This window comes from Mesorhizobium sp. P160219 (assembly GCF_057786095.1).
Genome location: NZ_JBYNWG010000001.1, coordinates 442,802 through 464,413, shown reverse-complemented (window position 1 = coordinate 464,413; position 21,612 = coordinate 442,802). Strand labels below are relative to the sequence as shown.

Below are 21,612 nucleotides of genomic sequence, written 5' to 3'. Positions count from 1 at the left end.
CTGACGCCGCCGCCGGCCGCCCGTAAGCCGTTTGTCAAGAAAACTCAGCATCTTAGTGCCGGCTAAAATGCGCGCCGTTCATGTACCCGGCTCCCATCCGTTCGCTGACTAATCCTGATTTGAAAAGCCACAAAATAAATGTTGACTCTTTTTATCATGAATTATAACTGGGCCTTTCCGCTCTGGCGCTGGGGACCAGGGCATGGATGGGGACAGCATGCGCAGATTTTTCAGTACGCTTCTTTGGTCATCGGCTTTGGGTTCGTCGATTATGGCAGGCGCGGCATTTGCCCAGGAAGCCGCTCCGACGGACCAGCAGGGAGCCACCGTGCTCGATCAGATACTGGTCACCGGCCGCAATGAAAGGTCGATTTCCAGCGTCGCTCAGTCTGTCCAGGTCGTGGAACGGCAACAGGTCGAGGAAGCCGCGCAGGAAAATATCGACGCCGCGACCCTGATCAGCCGCATCGTCCCCGGCTACGCGCCACGCAACCAGACCATTTCCGGCGCTTCGGAAACCTTCCGCGGGCGCAGCGTTCTCATCATGGTCGACGGTGTGCCGCGCAACACACCGCTGCGGGACCTCTCACGCATCCTGTCGATGATCGACCTGAATGCGGTCGAGCGCATCGAAGTCATCAATGGCGCGTCCAGCCTTTATGGCGCCGGCGCCACCGGCGGCACGATCAACTTCATCACCAAGCGCGGCGATAGCGACAAGCCGAAGGTGACGGTGCGCACCGGCGTCACCGCCTTCACCGAAAACCCCGGCAAGTCGGCCGGGCCAAGCACCAGTGTCTCGGTCGAGGGCAAGAAAGGCGATTTCGACTATTTCTTCTCGGCGTCCGGTGATCTGTCGCGCCGCACCTATGACGGCCACGGCAACGAGGTTGCTTCGGACGCCATGCTTGGGCAAGGCGGCGGCGACCGCACCGGCACGGGCAATCTCTTCGGCGTGGCCGGCTACCAGTTCGATTCCAGGCGCTTCGAGGCCAGCGTCGACTGGACCTATGCCAACCAGAAGCCGGACTGGTTCACCGATTACACGACCAATCCCGTCTCCCCGGATTTCGGCGATCCCTATGAAGGCAAGCCGCTGAAGGAAGATTCGAAATATCTGACCGCCAAATACACCGACAGCGACTTCGCGCTCGGAAACCTCGAGGTCAAGGCGTTCTACAACGACATCTTCAAGCAGTCGCCCTTTACCAAATTCTCGGCCGTCAACAGCCAGGTGTATTTACCGACGAACCCGACGCGGCCGGTGATCCTGCCGCCGGGTACGGACCCGACCGCCGACTTCAACCAGACGGCGCTGCAATCGCGGCGCAGCGGCGTCAACCTGACCGTCAACACGCCGATGGACTTTATCACTCAGGGCAGCACACTGACCTGGGGCGCCGACTACGTTTTCGATGCCACCGATCAGCAGCTGACCAACGGCCAGGACGCCATCTCGCCCACGACCCAGAACTCGGTTGCCTTGTTTGCGCAGGGCGAAATTCCGGTGACGGATCGCTTTCGCATCAGCGGCGGCGCGCGCTACGACCAGTTTTATCTCAACGTTGAAGACTTCACCCGGCCTGCCGCTGCCGTTCTGCTAGGCCGCAACATTATCGGCCTGCCGGCGATCCAGGTGACCGGCGGCTCGTTCGACTACGACGCCGTCACCTTCAACGCCGGCGCCGTCTACGATCTGACCGAAAGGATGCAGCTTTTCGGCAATTTCTCGCAAGGCTACAGCCTCACCGACATTGGCGGCTTCACCCGCCGCGCCGGGTTGAACTCCAACGCCGAGACCTGCGACGCCTATGGCACGGCGATCCGGCCGCTGCTGCCGTGCACCAACGCGCCGGACTATGCGATCAGCTATGCCGATATCGCGCCTGAAACCCAGCTGGTGAACACCTGGGAAGCCGGTCTGCGCGGCGATTGGGGCGACTATCGCGGCGGCGTCAGCACCTATCTGTCGACCTCGGACAACGGCGTCAGCTACGACATCGTCAACAACCGGGTATCGCAGCAGAAGGAACGTATCTGGGGCGTCGAAGCCAATCTCGAGGCAGACCTCAGCGGCATGTTCACGCTGGGCGGATCGGTCGGCTATGTCGAAGGCAAATACGACGCGGATCGCGACGGCCACATCGAAGCGAACGAGTATCTGCCGAACAACCGTGTCCCCTCGACCTACAAGGGCCTGGTCTATCTCACCACCCGTTTCGAGAACGAGCTGACCCTGCGCAGCGAGTTGGAGCTGTTTTCCGGACGCGACCGCATCGCCACCCAGGAACTGGACGGTGCAGCACTGGTCAATCTCGCCGTCTCGAAGACGTTCGGCAATGAAAGCGTGCTGAACCTTGCCGTGCGCAATGTGTTCGACACCTACTACATCAACCCTTCCGCATCGGCGACCCGCGGCGCCGACGTTCCGGGTCTGGGACGTTCGGTCGCTCTGTCCTACCAGATCACATTCTGAGGGGCGGCGGTGGCGGTGTCTCTCCAACGAAACGGTGCATTGGTCTCGCTGCTGGCAGAAGCGCCAGCCGATCCGGCGGATGGCGCGCGCTATATCGAGGCGCTCGGCCGCCTTTCGCAGGAACGGGAGCCGTTCGTGCTCCTGGTCGATATCCGCATCGAGATCGCGCTGAGCGACGCCCAGCGCAAGGCGCAAAACCTCTGGTACAAGGCGGAACGCGAGCAGCTCGAAAAAGCCTGCCGCGCCTGTGCGCTGGTGCGCCCCGCCGCCGACGAGAACATGCAGCGCGTCTGGCAAAGCCTGTTCGGCTTTCCAGTGCTCGTCACCCGCAGCCGGGCGGAGGCCGGCGCCTTCCTGAACGGTTACGCACCGAAGGACTATGTCAAATGAGCGCCGACGCAGACCGGCCGGCGCCAGCCGGGCTTTCGCGCCTGCGGCTTTTCGTCGTTCTCGCCTGCCTTTATCTGGCGCAGGCCATCCCGAGCTATCTGTTTGCCGCGGCGATCCCGCCGATCCTGCGCGAGCAAGGCGTGTCGCGCACCGCCATTGGCTTGATGGCGCTGCTGATGCTGCCGCTGGTGCTGAAATTCCTATGGGCGCCGCTGGTCGACCGCTTTCGGCCAATGGCCCGCGCCCATCGCGCCGGCTGGGTCATCATCACCCAGATCGGCGTCATCGCCGGCATCGCCGCCATGCTTTGGATCGAGCCGACCGATGTCGCCGGTATCTTTGCCGTCGGCCTTGTCGTGAGCCTGTTGATGTCGACCCAGGACATCGCCACCGACGGCTACGCGGCCAAATATCTCGACCCGAAGGACAGGCCGATCGGCAATGCGATCCAGGGCGGCGCCGTCGCGCTCGGCGTCGTTCTCGGCGGCACGCTCGGCCTGTTGGCTTATCATCATGCCGGCTGGCAAACCATGGTGGCCATGGTGGCCGCGCTGTCCATCATCCCGCTGGTCGCCGCCTTCGCCATGCGCGAGACCGATCCCGTCGCCAGCGCGCCGCAGGCGGCCATCGACCGCCCCTCGATCCTGCGCTTTCTGCGCCGGCCGGAGGCACGCCAGATCCTGTGGATCGCGCTCATCTACCGCGCCAGCGAGGGGCTGGTGAAGTCGATGGAAGGCTCCTATCTCGTCGATGCCGGCGTGCCGCTCGATATCATCGGTTATCTCTCGGGCGGTGCCGCGCTCACCGTCGGGCTCGGCGGCTCGGCGCTGGCGGCGTGGCTGCTGCACAACAGGGGCGCCGCCTCGGTGCTCGGCCTGCTCGGCGCGCTGCGAACCATCTGCTTCCTGATCTTCGCGCTGCACGCTTTCGGCGCTATCGCCGGCTTCTGGCCGATCTTCGGCGCCTCGTTCCTGCAGACGCTGGTGCGCTACATGGAGATCGTGGCGCTCTACAGCCTGTTCATGGCCGTGACGTCGTCGGACCAGCCGGGCACCGACTTCACCATCCTGTCCTGCGCCCAGCTTATCGTCTACCTCGTCGGCTCCATGCTTGCCGGGCGCCTCGCCGACATGCTCGGCTACTCCGCGCTGTTCACCCTGGCGACCGTGCTGTCGGGCATCGCCGTGGTGGCGACCTATCGCATGCTGAATGCCCATTTCGCCGATGCCGCAAAAGCCCAGCCGGGTACTCCGATGCAGCCGCTGCCGGAGGTCGCCGAATGAGCGCGGTTTGGCTAGTGCTTGCGAACCATGGCAGCGAGACAGGCAGCGGCCAGCGCCAGCGCCGCGCAGTCGGCCAGCGGCGCAAAGGGCCAGAGCGTGAAGGCAAAGCCGCCGGCCAATGCGCCGATGCTCTGGCCGAGCACATGGGTGCTGGTGAGCCAGCCGGCCGCCGCGCCCTGCTCGCCGGGCTCCAGGCGCTTCATCAGCCAGGCGGAGTAGCCGGGTGTCGCCAGGGCAATGCCGGCCGCCGCCACCACCAGAGACGCTGCCGAGGCAACATGGCTGGCCGTGACGGCCAGCGCCGTCATGCCGACGCAAACCATGAGACAGCCGACGACGACGCTGTTGCGCTCCGCCAGCCGCAGGCGCGCCATGAGCAGTCCCTGGACCAAAACCATGACGATGGCGACCAGCATCAGGGCCAGGCCGGTCACCGTCGTGGCCTGCGTCGCACCAAGGCCAAAACGCTGCTGGGCCATCGGGCCGAGCATCATCTGCACCTGTCCGAAGCCGAGCGTCAGGCACAAGCCCATCGCCAGGCAAGGCAGAGCGCGGCGATCGAAGGGCGATATTCCACGGCCGACGTCGGCTGCCTTGCCGTCGCTCCGTCCGCCGGCTTCCCCTTTGCCCGGCGCGAGCCACAGCAACAGCGGGCTGAGCAGGAACAGGATGGGCGGCAGCAGCGGCGACAGGACGGCAGCAGTTGCCGCCAGCACGCCGGCCAGCCGCCCCATGCTGACGCCGGCGCCAAGCAGTCCCAGCGCGGCCTGTCGCCTGTCATCGGCAACCGAGCGGCTGGCCCAGACCTGCGCCGTCGGCATGACGCCGGACGCGGCAAAACCGTACACGGTTCGCGAAAGCATCAGCAAAGCGATGCCGAGCGCGGCTCCCATGCCGGCTATCAGCAGAATGGCGAACACCGCCTGGCCGGCCAGCATGGCGAGGCCGAGCAAGCGCAGCAGCCTGGCATGGCCAAGCCGCTCGCCCATGCGGCCCCACAGCGGCGAGCCGACCAGAAAGGCCGCCGCGCCGACAGCAGTTGCCGCGCCGATGGCAAACGTATCGAGCCTCAGCCGCTCCATCACCAGGGGAACGAGCGATACGAAGGCCGACTGGCCGAAGCCGATTGCCGAGACCGCGATCGCCAGGCGGCGCAGAAGCGAAGATCGATTTTTCATACCGGTCGTCATAAGACCAAGCTTATTTCTTGTTTAGAACAGATAATCAACACAAATGTTTAAGGACGACAATGTATAAACGTAATGCATTCAGTATTATCAGGATTTATGGGGATGCACTTGGAACAAGTAAAACCTGAATCGTCCTCTGCATTAAGCCCGTTACTCAACGCGTTGCTGCGTGAATGGGATGGCTGGGAATTCGTCGACGCCAGGCAAACCGGGCTGTTTCGGCCGCAGGCAGCCGTGCTGCGTCTGAATTTCCCTGCCTCGCGCGCGGCGGTGCTCGTCGAGGCGCGGCATCGCTCGAAGGTTGGTTACCACGATTTAGCGATGCCGCTCTGGCGCCTCGATGTTAGTAACGAGGGGGCCGATGGCGAAGCGACCGAGATCGACCTTTTCAGCCTTTTGGCGCTGATCCTGGCGGATCCCGACATTGCCGGCCGGGCGACAGCGAAAAGCCGACTGACCTTCCTGCGCCGCAGCCTGGCCAGCATCGCCGCAATCGCTGACGCGACTGCGGCGCGTGGATCGTCGCGGCCCTTCTCCGAAGGCGATCCTGATTTCATCGATGCCGAAAGCGCCCTGCGCTTCGGCCATGCCGTGCATCCGGCGCCGATGAGTCGCGAAGAGTTCACGCACACGGATTCCGCGCGCTTCGGGCATGAATACCGCAATGCGTTCAAATTGCGCTGGTGGGCCGTCGACCCGACCATCCTCACTGGGGGCAGCGTCGAGCCGCTAGATGTCACCGAGATGGTCCGCGGGCTTGCCGCCAGCGATCCGCAGCTGCTTGCTCGGGCTGGCAAGCAACAGGGCAAGGTTCTCGTTCCGATGCATCCGTGGCAGGCCGTACGGCTCATGCTGGAAGACCGCGTCGAGCGCCTGTTTTGCGCCGGCCGTATCGTCGATGTTGGGCTCGGCGGACCAGCGTGGCGGGCCACGACCTCGCTGCGCACGGTTCATTCAGCTGAAGCCGAGTGGATGCTGAAATTTTCGCTCAGCCTGCGCCTGACCAATTCCAGGCGCATCGTCGAGGAGCATGAGTGCCGGCGCGGCCTTTCGGTGCACCGGCTGGTCAAGGGCAAGCTCGGCTATGCCTTGCAGCGGCGCTGTCCGACCATGACGGTGCTGGGTGAGCCCGCCTGGTTCGGCCTGCGTGGCGAAGACGGCCGGCTGATGACGGATACCATCGTCTCGTTTCGCGAAAATCCGTTTCGCGGCACGGGCAATCCGCCGGCTGCCGTTCTCGGCGCGCTTTGCGAGCGCCATCCCGGCCGTACCGAAAGCCATCTGTCCGACCTGGTCCACCGTATCGCCCGCGACGAGAAGCGACCTGTCGAGGAAACGGCGCGTTTGTGGTTCGAGCGTTTCCTTCATGCCGCCATCGAGCCGTTTATCGTTGCCTTCTCGGAATTCGGCCTGCTGTTCGGCGCCCATCAGCAGAACCTCGTCGTCGGTCTTTCCGGAGGCTGGCCGAATGCGCTCTATTTTCGCGACTGCCAGGGCACCGGTTATGTCGAGGAATTCCTGCCCAGGCTGCGCAAATTCGCGCCCGAGGCCGGTCAGGCGGGCGATCATGTCTTCCCAGCGGAAGCGGCCGCGAAGCTGTTCGGCTACTATCTGGTCGTCAATGGCGCTTTCGCCGCCGTCGCAGCCCTTGCCGCCGCTGGCCTCACCAACGAAGACGATCTGCTGGCGATATTCCGCCGCTCGCTCGAGCGGCTGGCCGCCACGCCCATGGCTGACCGGTCCTGCGTCGACTATTTGCTTAACGCGCCGACGCTCGCCGCCAAGGGCAATTTCCTGATCGCGCTGCGCGACATCAATGAGAACACCGAAGTGACCGACCCGCTGGCAGGTTACGTCGAGCTTCCGAACCCCCTGCATGTGAGAGAATACGCATGAACATCGAGGCTGCGAAAAACTGGTCACCCGCCACCGTCGCCGGCAACGAAGGATGGCAGCATCTGGCCTCGGCCGCGGAGCCGCTCGCCATCCGTGCCGGCGATGGCCATGTCAGCCTGGTCAACGCTGAGGGAACAGCGGTGGGACAGGCCCGCATCTCCGACGCGGATGGCCGCCTGCTCATCGACGATGTCGCGTTTATTGGCGGCCGCCTCGACCAACCGCAAATCCTGGCAGGTCTCGTTGACGCCGCGCTGCGCCTGCATCCTACCTTCGACCGCGCCTTCCTGCCGGCGGCCAAGACCCTGTGGCCGGTTTCGGCGCTGGCCACCGAGACGGTTCCGGGTGAACCGGAACGCGCCGTCATCCATCGCTCGGTCCTGCGCCAGCTGCCGCTGCTGTGGCGCAGCCAGGCCTCGCATGTCACCTATCCGGCATTGATGACCGCTATCGGCCCGCCATTGCGCCAACCGCGCCCCTGCGGCCCGATGTACGAACGCTGGATTGCCGAGATTGGTCTCACCGTGTCGTTGCGGCCGATCGACCGCCGGACCGATCTCGACCTCTTCCATCGCTGGATGAACGATGGCCGCGTCGCCTTCTTCTGGGAACTTGCCCAGAGCCATGAGGATCTCGACAAATATCTCGCCGAGCAGGAAAGCGATCCGCACATCTTCGGCGTCATCGCCAGCTTCGATGGGGAGCCGACCGGCTATTTCGAGTTCTACTGGGCCAAGGAGGACCGGCTCGGACCTTATTACGAGCCGCTCGACTGGGATCGCGGCTGGCATGGGCTGATCGGCAATACGCGCCATCTCGGCCGGCCGAAGACGCTGGCTCTGTTCCGTTCCGTCACCCACTATTTGTTCCTCGACGAGCCGCGCACGCAGCGCATCGTCGGCGAGCCACGCGCCGCGCACCAGAAGATGCTGAGCTATTGCGCCGACGCCGCCTACGACAAGGTCAAGGAGTTCGACTTCCCGCACAAGCGCGCGGCGCTGGTCTGCTGCGAACGCGAGCGCTTCTTCCGCGAGGTGCCGCTGTGACGGTGCAGCAACCGATCGCCAAAGCGGAGGAGGCGACACGCTGGGCTGCGATCAACCGCGACGCCGTCGCTAAGGCCATTTCCGAACTGACCTTCGAGGAGTGCCTGTCGCCCCGCGAGCTTTCGCCCGGCCGATGGAAACTGACGCTCGGTCCCGGCGTGACCTATCGCTTTGCCGCGACGCGGCGCCTGTGGGGCCAGATCGCCGTCCGTCCGGAGACGCTGACCCGCGATGCCGGCATCGAGCTGCCGGTCGACGATGCGGTCGCTTTCTTCGCCGACGCGCGCGAGACGCTCGGCATGCCGCCGGCAACATTCTGCACCTATGCGAAGGAGCTTTACAATACGCTGATGGCCGACATGCGGATCGCCAAAGCCCGCGGCAATCGACCAGCCGCCGAACTAGCCGCGCTGCCGGATACCGAGTTGCAGGCATTGCTCGACGGCCATCCGAAGGCGCCCGCCAACAAGGGACGGCTTGGCTGGGGACGGGACGACTTCGAGCGCTACGCGCCAGAATCGGCTGCCGCATTCCAGCTCTTCTGGCTTGCCGCCGCCAGCGATCGCTGCCTGCTGGCGCTTGACTGCGGGCCCGACGAAGAGGCGCTGCTGCAGGCCGCACTCGGCGACTACGAACGCGCAAGGCTCGAAGCGGCCTTCACTGCCGCTGGGGCCTCGCGATCGACGCATAGGCTGCTGCCGGTCCACCCCTGGCAGTGGCAGGCGATGATCGCCTCGCAATATGGTAGCGAGATCGCCGCCGGCCGGCTGGTGCCGCTTGGCCAGTTCGGCGATCCGTTCCTGCCCTTGCAGTCGCTGCGCACGCTTGCCAATGTGGCACGGCCCGAGGCGCTGCACGTCAAGCTGCCGCTGACCGTCCTCAACACCTCAGCGTGGCGCGGCGTGCCGGGCAAATACATGGCGATCGGCGCCGATCTGTCGCGCTGGCTGGCCACGGTGGCGGCCGCGGACCCGGTGCTCAAGGACGTCAAGGTGCTGAAGGAAGTCGCCGGCGCCTTCTATCCGCATCCGCACTATACCGGCGTTGAAGGCGCGCCCTATCAGTTTTGCGAGATGCTGGGCGCCATCTGGCGCGAAAGCCCCGAAAAGGATCTGACAGCGGGCCAGCGGCCGATGATGATGGGCGCCTTGCCGCAGCGCGACGCCCATGGCAGGCCGATCGCCAGCGCCCTGATGGAGCAGTCCGGCCTTGGTCCGGAGGCATGGCTCGATCGCCTGTTCTCCACGGCCTTCGTGCCGCTCTACCACTTCATGTGCCGTTACGGCGTCGGCTTCATCGCCCATGGCCAGAACGTCACCATCATCCTCGACGGAGCGGCGCCTCTCGGCGTGGCGGTCAAGGATTTCCAGGGCGACCTCGATCTCGTCGACCAGCCGTTTCCCGAACTGGCCGGCCTCGACCCCAAAATCCTGTCGACGCTGAAGCGCCGGCCCCCGGCACATCTTCTCCAGCATCTGCAAACGGGACACATCGTCAGCGTTCTGCGTTTCCTGTCCGAGGCGCTGGCCGCCTATGACCGCTTCGACGAGAGGACTTTCTACGCCATCCTGGCCGGCGCCATCCGGCGCTACCAGGCGCAGAACCCGGATCTGTCGGAACGGTTCGCGCTCTTCGATCTGTTTGCTCCGAAGATCCCACGCATCGCCATCAACAAGGTGCGCTTCGCCATCGGCTACGGCGACAGCGGCGAACGCCCTCTGCCCGACCTTGGCACGCCGCTCGACAATCCGCTTAACCCCGAGTCAGCCCGGCGATCTCCCATCAGCCCAGCCAGCTCCATAAGGAGTTCGCCATGACCCATACGCTTGACCTCGCAGGCATCGGCATCGGGCCGTTCAATCTCAGCCTCGCCGCCCATCTCGATGCGGTGGACGGCGTCGAAGCGCGCTTCTTCGATCGGGCGACGCGGCTCGAATGGCACCCGGGCATGATGCTGCCGGGCGTCGAACTGCAGACATCCTTCCTCAAGGATCTCGTCACCGCGACGCATCCGACCAGCCCATGGTCGTTCATGTCCTATCTGGTCGCGCAGAAGCGGTTCTACGAATTCCTCAACGCGGATTTCTCGGCCATCCCGCGGCCGGAATTCGCCCGCTATCTCGGATGGGTCGGCGAGAACTTGTCTTCGCTGCGGTTCGCCAGCGCCGTCGACCGGATCGACTTCGACGGAACGAATTTCAGGCTGCGTATCGGCCGCGAGCAGGTGATCGCGCGCAATCTCGCCATTGCCGTCGGGCTGGTGCCCAACATCCCCGCCTGGGCGCGGGCGGCGGCCTCCGATCAATGCTTCCACAACGCCCAGGCCGCCAACCGCCTCGATCGCCTGAGCGGACAGCGTGTCGCCGTGATCGGCGGTGGCCAGAGCGGCGCCGAAGTGCTTCTGCATCTGATCTCCTCCGACCGCTTCGCCGGCCGCGAAATCGAGTGGATCTCGATGCGGCCGAATTTCCTGCCACTGGACGACTCGCCCTTCACCGACGAACTCTTCACGCCGGGCTATGTCGAAAACTTCCATCGGCTACCGCAAGGCCGGCGCGAGACGATCCTGGAACAGCAGCTGCTTGCCGGTGACGGCGCATCGACGAGCACGCTGAAGGCGATCTATCGCCAGCTTTACACGCTGCGGCACCTCTCGGAGGAAACGACGGCGGTCAACATGACGCCGCACCGCGAAGTGCTGAACGTGACGCGGGAAGGCAGCGAATACCGGCTGATCATGCGCAACGGCTTCGACGGCGCCATCGAGACGCGCACCGTCGATGCGGTGGTTCTGGCCACCGGCTATGCCTTTGCCATTCCTGATTGCATGGCACCGCTCATGAACAGGATCGCGCTGGACGAGCGCGGTCATTACAGGCTCAACGCCAGCTTCGAGGTCGAATGGGACGGGCCCGACGACCGCCGGATCTACGCACTCAATGCCGGCCGGCTCAGCCATGGCATAGCCGAACCGCAGCTCAGCCTGATGGCTTGGCGCAGCGCCAAGATCGTCAATTCGCTGCTCGGGCGGGCACAGTTCGATCTCGATCTGCCCGATCCGCCGGTTGCCTGGAGTTCAAGGCACACGACACAAAGCCTGCATCATCTCGGCGCCAATGCGAGGATGACCGAATCGGGCGCGCGGTGATGTTTGTGGAGGCGGGCCGAAGAGCGTGGTACGGCGCGCGTTAAGATTGACATCGACCCGTAAAGCTTTTCTGTGAGAGAGATCGTTCGGTCCTGCTGGAGGCTCAGCGCATGAAAACCCTTGGCCTCATCGGCGGCATGAGCTGGGAATCGACGGCGATCTATTATCGCCTGCTCAACGAGATCGTGCGCGAGCGGCTGAGCGGGCTGCATTCGGCAAAGCTGTTGCTCTATTCCTTCGACTTCGCCGAAATCGCCGACCGGCAGCATCATGGCGACTGGGACAGTGCGGGCGTGCTGCTGGCGGATGCGGCGCGCAAGCTGGAGGCGGGCGGCGCAGAGGGGCTTTTGATCTGCACCAACACCATGCACAAGCTCGCCGACCGGGTGCAGGCGGCGGTGCCGATCCCGCTTATCCACATTGCCGACGCCACGGCAGTCGCGGTCAAGGGCGCCGGCGTCAAGCGGCCGGCGCTGCTGGCGACCCGCTTCACCATGGAGCAGGATTTCTACAAGGGCCGGCTGACGGAGAAATACGGGCTGCAGCCCGTGGTGCCGGACCAGGCCGGGCGCGACATGGTGCACCAGGTAATCTACGACGAGCTTTGCCGGGGCATCGTCAGCGCGGCATCGAAGGCGGCCTATATCGACGAGGTCGCCCGTCTGCGGCGCGATGAGAAGACCGATGGCGTCATCATGGGCTGCACCGAGATCACCATGTTGATTGGCGAGCGCGATTTCGACATTCCGGTGTTCGACACCACGCGCATCCATGCCGAGGCGGCGGTCGCATTCATGCTGCCCTGAAGGGTCAAAACAAGGATCAGGGCTGGGCAGCCACGGCGACATTGCCGCTGCCGGCCACTTTCAGCTTCCATCGATCTGCTTCCGTGCCGGCCAGATTGAGGTGCCCGGTCAGGAAATAAAGGCGACCGGTGTCGGGGCCTTTGGCTGTGCAAAACCGGTCCTGCAGATAGGAGGGAGGCGTCGCCTGACAATACAGGTTGGCCACGATGCTGGCCGGACGCGTGCGCGGCCTAAACAGCCTTCCGCTCCTTCACGAATTGCGCGCCGAAACTGCCGCGCGCTTGACTTCTTTTTGCAGCGACATTCAATGCATCCGGCATTGCTGTGAGGGGATGAAAGCAAGATGGAATTCGCGTTTCCTTGGCCGACCAGCCAGGGCGAATGGCTGGCTTGGTCCAGCGCCGTCGTCACCTTGGCGCTCGGTCTGCTGTTTTTCCTCGCGCCAGGGCTGGCATTTCGGATTCTGCGGCTGCAGGTCCGGCCCGAAAGGGCAGCGGCAATCGCGGAAGGGCGCGGCCGCATGTCGGGCTTCTATCTCGGCGTCAGCCTGTGCTGCATTCTGTTGGCGCAGCCGTGGCTCTATATGGCACTCGGCTTTTCCTGGCTGTTCACCGCTTTTGGCCGTTTGCTGTCGATGATGTCGGACGGCGCCAACACGCCTTTCAACTGGGCGTCGATCGTCGTCGAACTCGTCCTGGCCGCGTTGCCGCTTGCCTTCGTCTTCGGCTTTCTGCCCTGAATCGGCAGCCAATCCAAAGGCTTCAGTTGAACTCTGCGGCCGGATGCGACAATAGTGCCCGAAAAGCATGCGGGACGACGCATTGCGGTCTTAAAATGCCTGTGCTAGACGGCAATCGACTTTCGGCCGGGGATAGCGGAAGCCGCGCCTCCGTGCTTGGAAAAACTTAGTAAGGTCAAAGATTTAGCCAGAGTTTTTGCTCGCGCCAACAATCTGCGGCCCCTCAGACAAGAGAAAAGACGGTCCGTGGCTCAATCGTCATCGCCAATCTCAGGTGTCGCAGAACGCTACGCGGGTTCGCTGTTCGAACTTGCGCTGCAGTCGAATTCGGTGGCCAAGGTCGAGGCCGACCTCAACAGTTTCGCCAGGATGCTGGATGACAGCGCCGACCTGACGCGCCTCATCAACAGCCCGGTGTTCTCCAGCGAGGACCAGGCCAAGGCAATCGCGTCGATCGCCGACAAGGCCGGCATCACCGGCCTGACCGGCAATTTCCTGCGCGTCGTCGCCCGCAACCGCCGGCTCTTCGCGGTCCCCGGCATGATCAAGGCATTTCGCCGGATCTCTGCCGAACAGCGCGGTGAGACATCAGCCGAGGTCACTTCGGCGCATGAACTGACGTCTGCCCAGCAGACGGAACTCAAGGCCGCGCTGAAAAGCGTCGCCGGCAAGGACGTGGCCATCACTGTTACCGTCGATCCGTCGCTGCTCGGCGGGCTGGTGGTCAAGATGGGCTCGCGCCAGATCGATACGTCGCTCAAAACCAAACTCAATTCGCTCAAGCTTGCACTGAAAGAGGTCGGCTGATGGACATCCGCGCCGCGGAAATTTCCGCAATTCTCAAAGATCAGATCAAGAATTTCGGCAAGGAGGCCGAGGTCTCCGAAGTCGGCCAGGTGCTGTCCGTCGGTGACGGTATCGCTCGCGTCTACGGCCTCGACAATGTCCAGGCCGGCGAAATGGTCGAGTTCCCCGGCGGCATCCGCGGCATGGCGCTCAACCTCGAAGCCGACAATGTCGGCGTCGTCATCTTCGGCGCCGACCGCGACATCAAGGAAGGCGACATCGTCAAGCGCACCGGCGCCATCGTCGATACGCCTGTCGGCATGGGCCTGCTCGGCCGCGTCGTCGACGCGCTCGGCAATCCGATCGACGGCAAGGGCCCGATCAAGGCGACCGAACGCAAGCGCGTGGACGTCAAGGCGCCAGGCATCATCCCGCGCAAGTCGGTCAACGAGCCGATGTCGACCGGCCTCAAGGCCATCGATGCGCTGATCCCCGTTGGCCGCGGCCAGCGCGAGCTGGTCATCGGCGATCGCCAGACCGGCAAAACCGCGATCATCCTCGACACGATGCTCAACCAGAAGGCCGTGCACGACAACGGACCGGAAAAGGAAAAGCTCTACTGCGTCTACGTCGCCATCGGGCAGAAGCGCTCGACGGTCGCGCAGTTCGTGAAGGTTCTCGAAGAGCGCGGCGCGCTTGAATATTCGATCATCGTCGCCGCCACCGCTTCCGATCCGGCGCCGATGCAGTTCCTGGCGCCGTTCACCGGCGCCACCATGGGCGAATATTTCCGGGACAACGGCATGCATGCGCTGATCAGCTATGACGATCTGTCGAAGCAGGCCGTCGCCTATCGCCAGATGTCGCTCTTGCTACGCCGCCCGCCGGGTCGCGAAGCCTATCCGGGCGACGTGTTCTACCTGCATTCGCGCCTGCTCGAGCGCGCCGCCAAGCTCAACGACGATCTGGGTGGCGGTTCGCTGACCGCGCTGCCGATCATCGAGACGCAGGCCAACGACGTGTCGGCCTACATCCCGACCAACGTGATCTCGATCACCGACGGCCAGATCTTCCTCGAAACCAACCTGTTCTTCCAGGGCATCCGTCCGGCGGTCAACGTCGGCCTGTCGGTGTCGCGCGTCGGTTCGTCGGCGCAAATCAAGGCGATGAAGCAGGTCGCCGGCTCGATCAAGGGCGAGCTCGCGCAGTACCGCGAAATGGCTGCGTTCGCGCAGTTCGGCTCCGATCTCGACGCCGCCACGCAGCGCCTGCTCAACCGCGGCTCGCGCCTGACCGAACTGTTGAAGCAGCCGCAGTTCTCGCCCCTCAAGGTCGAGGAGCAGGTCACGGTGATCTTCGCCGGCGTCAACGGCTATCTCGACAAGCTGGCGCTGAACCAGGTCGGCAAGTTCGAGCACGGCCTGCTCAGCCATATGCGCTCGGCCGGCAAGGACGTGCTGGACGGCATCCGCAAGGAAAAGGCGCTGTCGGACGATCTGCGCGCCAAGCTGAAGGCCGAGATCGACGCCTTCGCCAAGACCTTCGCTTGAGAAGAAGCCGGACGCTCGGGATCAGGTTTGAAGCATGCCTTCATTAAAAGACCTTCGTAACCGTATCGCCTCGGTCAAGGCGACGCAGAAGATCACCAAGGCGATGCAGATGGTCGCCGCGGCGAAGCTGCGCCGCGCGCAGGAAGCAGCGGAGGCGGCGCGTCCCTATTCCGAGCGGATGGGTGCGGTGCTGGCCAATATCACGCAGGCGATCGGCGGCGGCGGCGATGCCCCGGCGCTGATGACCGGCACCGGCAAGGACGATGTGCATCTGCTCGTCGTCTGCACCGCCGAGCGCGGCCTGTGCGGCGGCTTCAACTCGCAGATCGCACGTCTGGCCCGCGACCATATCCGCCGGCTTCTGGCCGACGGCAAGCAGGTCAAGATCATCTGCGTCGGCAAGAAGGGTTTCGACATTCTGCGCCGAGACTATGCCTCGCTGATCATCGACCGCGTCGACCTGCGCGATGTCAAGAAGCTCGGCTTCGTCAATGCCGATGCGATCGCCCGTAAGATCATCCATCTGTTCGGCGAAGGCGGCTTCGATATCTGCACGCTGTTTTATTCGCAGTTCAAGTCGGTGATCAGCCAGATTCCGACCGCGCAGCAGATCATTCCTGCCGGCGTGGCTTCCGCTCCCGCCGAAGCGACCGCCGGTGGCAATGCCGTCTACGAATACGAGCCGGAGCCGGGCGAGATCCTCACCGACCTCATTCCGCGCAACATCTCGGTCCAGGTCTTCCGCGCGCTGCTCGAAAACGCAGCCGGCGAGATGGGCGCCAAAATGAGCGCCATGGACAATGCAACGCGCAATGCCGGCGACATGATCAACAAACTGTCGATCACCTATAACCGCCAGCGGCAGGCGCAGATCACCAAGGAACTGATCGAAATCATTTCGGGCGCCGAAGCGCTCTAGGCGCGACCGCCAGGAGGTCATCGACCTTCTGATGGAGCGTGAGAAACAAAGGACGAGAAGGGTAAAGACGATGGCGAAAGCAGCGACCCCCGCGAAGACGGCCCCCAAGGCGGCCGCAAAGGCTCCGGCAGCAGCGGCGAAGGCCGCTCCGGCCAAGAAGGCGGCCGCGCCCGCCAAGGCCGCGGCCCCGGCAGTGAAGACGACGAGCGTTGCCGTCAAGAAGACCGGCGCCATCGGCAAGGTTCGCCAGGTCATCGGCGCCGTCGTCGACGTGCAGTTCGGCGATCATCTGCCGGCCATTTTGAACGCCATCGAAACCTCCAATGTCGGCAACCGCCTGGTGCTCGAAGTTGCCCAGCATCTGGGCGAAAACACCGTGCGCTGTATCGCCATGGATTCCACCGAAGGCCTGGTTCGCGGCCAGGACGTCTATGACACCGGCGCGCCGATCACCGTTCCGGTCGGCCCGGGCATGCTCGGCCGCATCATCAACGTCATCGGCGAGCCGGTCGACGAAGAAGGCCCGGTCGACGGCATCGAGATGCGCGCCATCCACCAGCCGGCGCCTACCTATGTCGAACAGTCGACGGAAGCGCAGATCCTGATCACCGGCATCAAGGTGCTCGACCTTCTGGCGCCCTACGCCCGCGGAGGCAAGATCGGCCTGTTCGGCGGCGCCGGCGTCGGCAAGACGGTTCTGATCCAGGAGCTGATCAACAACGTCGCCAAGGCGCATGGCGGCTTCTCGGTCTTCGCCGGCGTCGGCGAGCGCACCCGCGAGGGCAACGATCTTTATCACGAGTTCATCGAGTCCGGCGTCAACAAGAAGGGCGGCGGCGAAGGCTCCAAGGCGGCACTGGTCTATGGCCAGATGAACGAGCCGCCGGGCGCGCGTGCCCGCGTCGGCCTGACCGGCCTGACGGTCGCCGAATATTTCCGCGACCAGGGCCAGGACGTGCTGTTCTTCGTCGACAACATCTTCCGCTTCACGCAGGCCGGTTCTGAAGTGTCGGCGCTGCTCGGCCGTATTCCTTCGGCCGTGGGTTACCAGCCAACGCTGGCCACCGACATGGGTGCGCTGCAGGAACGCATCACCACAACGACCAAGGGTTCGATCACTTCGGTGCAGGCGATCTACGTGCCGGCCGACGATTTGACAGACCCGGCGCCTGCGACCTCGTTCGCCCACCTGGACGCGACGACCGTGCTCAACCGCGCGATCTCGGAAAAGGGCATCTACCCCGCCGTCGATCCGCTCGACTCGACCTCGCGCATGCTCGATCCGCTGGTCGTCGGCGAGGAGCACTATGCCGTCGCCCGCCAGGTGCAGTCGATCCTCCAGCGCTATAAGTCGCTGCAGGACATTATCGCCATCCTTGGCATGGATGAGCTTTCGGAAGAGGACAAGCAGACGGTGGCCCGCGCCCGCAAGATCGAGCGCTTCCTGTCGCAGCCGTTCTTCGTCGCCGAAGTGTTTACGGGTGCGCCGGGCAAGCTGGTCGACCTCGCCGACACAATCAAGGGCTTCAAGGGCCTCTGCAACGGCGACTACGATCACCTGCCGGAAGCCGCCTTCTACATGGTCGGCGGCATCGACGAAGCGGTCGAGAAGGCTCAGCGCCTGGCGGCTGAAGCAGCGTAATCAAGGCAATAGGGAGTAGTCAGTAGTCAGTAGTGAATAGCGGCCGGGTGATCAGGACAGCTGTCCTCTCCCTACTCCCTACTCACTATTCCCTACTCACTAAATTGACATGGCTGAAGCTTTCAAGTTCGAACTGGTCTCGCCGGAGCGCCTCCTGGTTTCCGAGCAGGTCGAGTCCGTCGTCATTCCAGGCGCCGAAGGTGAAATGACAGTCATGGCGCACCATGCGCCAGTCATGACCACGATCAAGCCGGGCGTCGTCACGCTGAAGACCGCCGGCGGCAAGGAAGAACGCTATGTGGTGTTCGGCGGCTTTGCCGACATCGTCCCTGCCGGCTGCACGCTGCTCGCCGAATCGGCGGTCGCCGTCGGCGATATCGACCGCGCCGATCTCGCCCGCCGCATCCAGGAAGCCAAGGAAGACGCCGCCGACGCCAAGGACGACCAGAGCCGCAGCAAGGCGGAGCAGTTCCTTAGCCAGCTTACCACGCTCGAAGGCGCGCTGCTGCCGGCGTAAGCCGCAGAATGACTGGACGTGATCCGAGGGGTCATGGTCGGGCAAAGGTATGAAACAGGCCGGGCTTAAGCCCGGCTTTTTGTATCCGGGCGACGTCAGGTCACCTGGTCTTTCCCGGTATACCCAGTGCCGCGAGCGCGAGCGCCACCCCGCCTTGCAGGATATGCTCGCGATGAGCGGCAACCAGTTCGATCAGCGTCTGGCGGTCGGGGCTGCCGCTGGCGAAGCCGGCGAGGTCAAACACCGTCACCACCCGTTCCAGCGTCGGCTGCGCTCCGAGCGCCGCCAGTGCCGCGTCGAGCGGATCGGTAAAGTGGGCTTCCGGCAGGTCCTTGCCGCGCGCCTCGCAGGCGGCGATCCAGGCGGCGATCACCAGCGTCAGATGCTCCGGGACCAGGCCGGCCTGGATGCGCTCGATGGCGGTAGCGACAATGCGTTGCGGCAATTTCTGGCTGCCGTCATTGGCGATCTGCGCGGTGCGGTGGGCCAGCGCGGTGTTGGAGAAACGTTCGGCAAGTTCGGCCGTATAGGCTGACGTGTCGAGCCCGGCATCCCCAGGCAATGTCGGGATGGCCTCGGCCCAGAGCCGGTCGACGAACGCGCGGATCGCGGGATCCGCGAAGGCGCGGTCGACGGTGACGTGGCCGCTGAGCAGGCCGATATAGGCGATGCCCGAATGGGCGCCGTTGAGCAGCCGAAGCTTCATGTCCTCGAACGGCCGGACATCCTCGACCATGGTGACGCCGAATTTCTCCCAGGCCGGGCGGCCGGCTGGAAACCTGTTTTCGATCACCCATTGCCGGAATGGCTCGGTCATCACCGGCCAGGCGTCCTCGAGGCCGAGTTCGACCGCGATGCGCGCCCGGTCGGCATCGGTGGTTGCCGGCACGATGCGGTCGACCATGCTCGATGGGAATGCAACGTCATCGGCTATATGACCGGCGAGGGCAGCGTCGCCTGAAGCAGCAGCGCCGGCATCGCGCAGTTTTGCAAACCCGACCAGCAGCCGGTGCAGCGTGGCGCCATTGGCCGGCAGGTTGTCGCAGCAAAGCACGGTGAAGGGCGGCGTGCCGGCGGCCCGGCGTCGCACCAGCGCTTCCGCCAGGAATCCATGCGCTGTCCTGGGAGATCCGGGATTGCCCAGATCGTGGACGATATCGGGATGGTTTTCGTCGAGGCTGCCGTCGGCGGCCCTGAGATAGGCCTTTTCGGTGATGGTCAGGGTGACGATGCGGGTGCGCGGGTCGGTCAGCGCGGCCAGCACCGCGCCGGGGTCTTCCGGCGCGACCAGCATCGACTGGATCGAGCCGATAATGTGCAGCGCTTCGCCATCGCTGCCGCGCACCGCCAGCGTGTAGAGCCCGTCCTGTGGCGTCAGCGCATCGCGCGTGTCGGGGCTGCGCAGCGAGACGCCGACAATGCCCCAGCCGGTTTCGCCGGCCGCTAGGCAGTCATCGACATAGGCGGCCTGATGGGCACGGTGGAAGGCTCCAACGCCGAGATGGACGATGCCTGGGGCGACACTGGCGCGATCATAGGCGGGGACGGCGACCGAGGCCGGCAAGGATTGCACTGTTGCGTTGGAAAGGCGTCTGCTGGTCATGGCGCGGCTTGTCGCTGGATGGTGTGCGGGGCGGGATCTGCTAGCGGCGTAACATCCGCTCTTCCGCCGCACAATGACCTGACGCCGGTTAAAAGTCATCATACAACAATCCAGTTTTTGTATGTTGACATTATTTCTTTCCAATCCTACCGATATCGCCCCTGGGAGGAACGACGTGGCGGGACTGACCGATCCGGATCTGCTTTTTGCCGCCGAAGGGCGCGCGCTGTCGATCGCGCGCGATCTCCATGCCGGCATCAAGGACCTGCCGATCATCAGCCCGCACGGCCACACCGATCCGCGTTGGTATGCGCTCAACGAGCCATTCCCCGATCCCGCGCAATTGCTGGTGGTGCCCGACCACTACATTTTCCGTATGCTGTTCAGCCAGGGCGTGCGGCTGGAAGATCTCGGCGTCCCGACCCTCGACGGCTCGCCGGTCGAGACCGATCCCAGGGCGATCTGGCGGCGCTTCGCCGAGCACTATTACCTCTTCCGCGGCACGCCGACGCGGTTGTGGCTCGACCATGTGCTCGAGCATCTGTTCGGCATCGAAGAGCCGCTCAACGCCGACACCGCCGACCGCCACTACGACACCATCGCCGCCCTGCTGCAGCGCGACGATTATCGTCCACGCGCGCTGTTCGAACGCTTCAACATCGAGGTCATCGCGACGACCGAGGGCGCACTCGACGATCTCCAATGGCACAAGACGATCCGCGACAGCGGCTGGCAGGGCCGCGTCGTCACTGCCTACAGGCCGGATGCCGTCGTCGATCCCGACTTCGAAGGATTTTCTGCCAATCTCGATCGCCTGGGCGAGATCGCCGGCTGCGACACCGGCACATGGGCCGGCTATCTGGACGCGCATCGCCAGCGCCGCGCCTTCTTCAAAAGTTTCGGCGCAACCTCGTCGGATCACGGCCATCCGACGGCCGAGACCGCCAATCTTTCCGATGCGGCGGCGGAAGAGCTGTTCAACCGCATCCGCCGCGGCTCGGACGACGAGCGCGAGCGCAAACTGTTTCGCGCCCAGATGCTGACCGAAATGGCCAAGATGAGCCGCGACGACGGGCTGGTCATGCAGATCCATCCCGGCTCATGGCGCAACCACTCGCCTGGTGTTTTCCAAAAATTCGGCCGCGACAAGGGCTTCGATATTCCGACCCGCACCGACTATGCCGCGGCGCTCAAACCCTTGCTCGACTGCGTCGGGCTGGAGCGCGACCTCTCCATCATCCTGTTCACGCTCGACGAGACCAGCTACGCGCGTGAACTGGCGCCGCTTGCCGGCGTCTATCCGGCGCTGAAGCTCGGGCCTGCCTGGTGGTTCCATGACAGTCCGGAAGGCATGCGCCGGTTCCGCGAGATGACCACCGAGACCGCCGGCTTCTACAACACTGTCGGTTTCAACGACGACACCCGCGCCTTTCCATCCATACCCGCCCGCCACGATGTGGCGCGCCGGGTTGACTGCGCCTTTCTCGCCCGTCTCGTCGCCGAGCACCGGCTGCGTGAGGACGAGGCGCATGAGCTGGCGCGGGAGCTTGCCTACACGCTTGCCAAGAAGGCGTACCGGCTGTGAGCCGGGCGCGTGGAATTTTAAGGGAGGAAGACAGTC

The 21,612-nt window shown here is 64.2% G+C and carries 18 protein-coding genes; 15 read left to right on the top strand and 3 right to left on the bottom strand.

Annotation, left to right across the window (positions count from 1 at the left end; translation table 11 throughout):
- The first annotated feature begins 271 nt into the window (after positions 1-271).
- The 3 genes from AC3EMP_RS02320 to AC3EMP_RS02310 are packed head-to-tail and all read left to right on the top strand — an operon-like array spanning position 272 to position 4,149.
- Positions 272-2,476 (top strand): TonB-dependent receptor, encoded by a 2,205-nt coding sequence (locus AC3EMP_RS02320; protein WP_352596764.1) that lies wholly within the window; start codon positions 272-274, stop codon positions 2,474-2,476.
- Between the two features lie 15 nt (positions 2,477-2,491).
- The gene (locus tag AC3EMP_RS02315) at positions 2,492-2,866 is read left to right on the top strand and encodes a hypothetical protein (protein ID WP_155923829.1); all 375 of its coding nucleotides are present in this window, start codon (positions 2,492-2,494) and stop codon (positions 2,864-2,866) included.
- Positions 2,863-4,149: a RhtX/FptX family siderophore transporter gene (locus AC3EMP_RS02310; RefSeq protein ID WP_352596762.1), complete on the top strand. Its 1,287-nt coding sequence runs from the start codon at positions 2,863-2,865 to the stop codon at positions 4,147-4,149. The genes AC3EMP_RS02315 and AC3EMP_RS02310 overlap by 4 nt, the downstream gene beginning before the upstream one ends.
- A gap of 11 nt (positions 4,150-4,160) precedes the next feature.
- Here the strand turns inward: AC3EMP_RS02310 and AC3EMP_RS02305 are convergent, their stop codons facing one another.
- Positions 4,161-5,327 carry an MFS transporter gene (locus AC3EMP_RS02305; RefSeq protein ID WP_352596760.1) on the bottom strand — a complete coding sequence of 389 codons (1,167 nt, stop codon included), beginning with the start codon at positions 5,325-5,327 and terminating at the stop codon, positions 4,161-4,163.
- A 120-nt stretch (positions 5,328-5,447) separates the two neighbouring features.
- Between AC3EMP_RS02305 and AC3EMP_RS02300 the strand changes: the two genes are divergently transcribed.
- From AC3EMP_RS02300 to AC3EMP_RS02280, 5 genes are all read left to right on the top strand, one after another.
- A complete protein-coding gene (locus AC3EMP_RS02300) occupies positions 5,448-7,235 on the top strand; it encodes an IucA/IucC family protein (RefSeq protein WP_352596758.1) in 1,788 nt (595 codons plus the stop codon).
- Positions 7,232-8,281: a GNAT family N-acetyltransferase gene (locus AC3EMP_RS02295; RefSeq protein WP_023824299.1), complete on the top strand. Its 1,050-nt coding sequence runs from the start codon at positions 7,232-7,234 to the stop codon at positions 8,279-8,281. The genes AC3EMP_RS02300 and AC3EMP_RS02295 overlap by 4 nt, the downstream gene beginning before the upstream one ends.
- A complete protein-coding gene (locus AC3EMP_RS02290; protein ID WP_352712207.1) occupies positions 8,278-10,098 on the top strand; it encodes an IucA/IucC family protein in 1,821 nt (606 codons plus the stop codon). Before AC3EMP_RS02295 ends, AC3EMP_RS02290 begins: the two co-directional genes overlap by 4 nt.
- The gene (locus AC3EMP_RS02285; RefSeq protein WP_352596756.1) at positions 10,095-11,429 is read left to right on the top strand and encodes a lysine N(6)-hydroxylase/L-ornithine N(5)-oxygenase family protein; all 1,335 of its coding nucleotides are present in this window, start codon (positions 10,095-10,097) and stop codon (positions 11,427-11,429) included. Before AC3EMP_RS02290 ends, AC3EMP_RS02285 begins: the two co-directional genes overlap by 4 nt.
- 110 nt (positions 11,430-11,539) lie before the next feature.
- On the top strand, positions 11,540-12,235 hold the full coding sequence (locus AC3EMP_RS02280; protein ID WP_352596755.1) for an aspartate/glutamate racemase family protein: 696 nt from the start codon (positions 11,540-11,542) through the stop codon (positions 12,233-12,235).
- 16 nt (positions 12,236-12,251) lie between these two features.
- Here the strand turns inward: AC3EMP_RS02280 and AC3EMP_RS02275 are convergent, their stop codons facing one another.
- Positions 12,252-12,440 carry a hypothetical protein gene (locus tag AC3EMP_RS02275; protein ID WP_023693181.1) on the bottom strand — a complete coding sequence of 63 codons (189 nt, stop codon included), beginning with the start codon at positions 12,438-12,440 and terminating at the stop codon, positions 12,252-12,254.
- Positions 12,441-12,578: 138 nt separating this feature from the next.
- Here AC3EMP_RS02275 and AC3EMP_RS02270 point away from each other — a divergent pair, with 138 nt between their 5' ends.
- The 6 genes from AC3EMP_RS02270 (at position 12,579) to AC3EMP_RS02245 (ending at position 18,388) form a co-directional block, all read left to right on the top strand.
- Positions 12,579-12,974, top strand: a complete 396-nt coding sequence (locus AC3EMP_RS02270; protein ID WP_023684099.1) for an AGROH133_08824 family phage infection protein — start codon at positions 12,579-12,581, stop codon at positions 12,972-12,974.
- 246 nt (positions 12,975-13,220) lie between these two features.
- Positions 13,221-13,781 carry a F0F1 ATP synthase subunit delta gene (locus tag AC3EMP_RS02265; RefSeq protein ID WP_352596753.1) on the top strand — a complete coding sequence of 187 codons (561 nt, stop codon included), beginning with the start codon at positions 13,221-13,223 and terminating at the stop codon, positions 13,779-13,781.
- Positions 13,781-15,310 (top strand): F0F1 ATP synthase subunit alpha, encoded by a 1,530-nt coding sequence (atpA, locus tag AC3EMP_RS02260; RefSeq protein WP_023684101.1) that lies wholly within the window; start codon positions 13,781-13,783, stop codon positions 15,308-15,310. Before AC3EMP_RS02265 ends, atpA begins: the two co-directional genes overlap by 1 nt.
- Positions 15,311-15,344: 34 nt before the next feature.
- On the top strand, positions 15,345-16,229 hold the full coding sequence (locus tag AC3EMP_RS02255; RefSeq protein WP_023668672.1) for a F0F1 ATP synthase subunit gamma: 885 nt from the start codon (positions 15,345-15,347) through the stop codon (positions 16,227-16,229).
- Positions 16,230-16,299: 70 nt separating this feature from the next.
- On the top strand, positions 16,300-17,871 hold the full coding sequence (gene atpD / locus AC3EMP_RS02250; protein WP_023698224.1) for a F0F1 ATP synthase subunit beta: 1,572 nt from the start codon (positions 16,300-16,302) through the stop codon (positions 17,869-17,871).
- A gap of 109 nt (positions 17,872-17,980) precedes the next feature.
- Positions 17,981-18,388 (top strand): F0F1 ATP synthase subunit epsilon, encoded by a 408-nt coding sequence (locus AC3EMP_RS02245; protein ID WP_023668674.1) that lies wholly within the window; start codon positions 17,981-17,983, stop codon positions 18,386-18,388.
- A 100-nt stretch (positions 18,389-18,488) separates the two neighbouring features.
- Here the strand turns inward: AC3EMP_RS02245 and AC3EMP_RS02240 are convergent, their stop codons facing one another.
- Positions 18,489-19,991 (bottom strand): mannitol dehydrogenase family protein, encoded by a 1,503-nt coding sequence (locus AC3EMP_RS02240; RefSeq protein WP_352712211.1) that lies wholly within the window; start codon positions 19,989-19,991, stop codon positions 18,489-18,491.
- 175 nt (positions 19,992-20,166) lie between these two features.
- On the opposite strand from AC3EMP_RS02240, the gene uxaC reads away from it, so the two are divergent.
- On the top strand, positions 20,167-21,576 hold the full coding sequence (gene uxaC / locus AC3EMP_RS02235) for a glucuronate isomerase (protein ID WP_023732975.1): 1,410 nt from the start codon (positions 20,167-20,169) through the stop codon (positions 21,574-21,576).
- Positions 21,577-21,612 lie beyond the last annotated feature (36 nt).